The organism is Okeania sp. (assembly GCF_983059655.1).
Genome location: NZ_CEZPJD010000945.1, coordinates 1,420 through 2,751 on the forward strand (window position 1 = coordinate 1,420; position 1,332 = coordinate 2,751).

Here is a 1,332-nt window from a genome sequence, read left to right on the forward strand (position 1 = left end):
TTAAAATTACCCAACCATAAAAAAACGGGAAATTTTTAGGAGCAAAGGGATAGTCGGGATGCAACAGATTTTTGGCAGTAGTTTTCAACATATATTATGATTTTTGCCAAGGAAAGAACGTATAAACTAATATCATGTCGGAAGAAGAGGCTTTAAACTGAATGGGGATTAATTATCAATTATCAATTATCAATTATCCATTGATAATTACTTTTCTAAAGCTTTATCCCACTCTAACTGATGAGCTAAACCATACTTAATAAAATCTTCTGTTTTCACTTGATCGCTTTTACCAAAAACTCCTAAACTATAAGGGTTATCTTGCATACGTTGTCTAACTTGCTCTTGTTCAAATTTTTCTACTTCCTCTCTAGGGCGATCGGGTTTAAAAAAGTCTACAACTAAAACTACTCTGTCATAATTAGTGTAATTGTGGGGGCAGTGTGGATAACTGTGGTCTAAAATCATAAACTTGCCTTCTTGCCAGTAAAGTTGATCGTGGCATATTTTCATAGCCACATCCCCTTCTGGTACTATTAATCCTAGATAACCACGATTTGTATGATGGTTATAGTTAACATGGAGCTTAATATCTAAACCAGGATGGAATATACCAAAATAAACATTTCTGAGAATCTCATAATTGTTTGAGTTGATTTTTTTAATCGTTTCAGTCAAACTAGGAAAATATTTCTCTCTTAATACCAGAGCTTTTTCTGATACAGAGTCTAGTTCATAATCAGGATACTGTATTTGATGAAATTTAATATATTCTTCAATAAATCTACCTTGAAATAAAATGCCAAAAGCACTATATTTTCCATTACCTTTAGTTTTAATTGTTTTACTTTTAGGACCCATAATATTATAAGTAAATTTTAATTCTTGTTCAGAGGTATTTTGAGTAAAACTTGTGAATTCATCTTTAATTTCTAGCCAGTTATCTTGAAAACTTTTGAGAAAAGGAAATTGCTTTGGGTCTAGGTGATACTCATTATAATTTTCCATTATCTTTTCTATTCCTGAAAATGATTAAGAGTTTTTCGATTTTGACAGAATTTATATAGTATACAACTATCCTAAATATTATCAAAATAATATGGGTCTAAAACCCTGCCTTTTAAGGCACAATATTTTTGGAACCTTGCTCAAATCCCCGTTACAAAAATAACTTCTGATTTCTGACTTCGTTAAAGTATCTTGTCCATGATATTATCCTATCATTAGACATCTCCAGAAAAGAGGGAACAGGGAACAGGGAACAGGGAACAGGGAATAATAATTGATAATTTATGGATAAGAATTGATTTTATTTTTGATTTTTGGAGATGT

At 31.0% G+C, this 1,332-nt stretch carries 1 protein-coding gene; it reads right to left on the reverse strand.

Going from position 1 to position 1,332, the window contains the following annotated elements; translation table 11 throughout:
* Positions 1–207: 207 nt before the first annotated feature.
* The gene (locus AC3DU7_RS30500; RefSeq protein WP_488042985.1) at positions 208–1,008 is read right to left on the reverse strand and encodes an aspartyl/asparaginyl beta-hydroxylase domain-containing protein; all 801 of its coding nucleotides are present in this window, start codon (positions 1,006–1,008) and stop codon (positions 208–210) included.
* Positions 1,009–1,332: the final 324 nt, after the last annotated feature.

Coding starts and splice junctions, on each gene's coding strand:
- AC3DU7_RS30500 (WP_488042985.1), bottom strand. CDS start 1,008: ATGGAAAATTATAATGAGTATCACCTAGACCCAAAGCAATTTCCTTTT.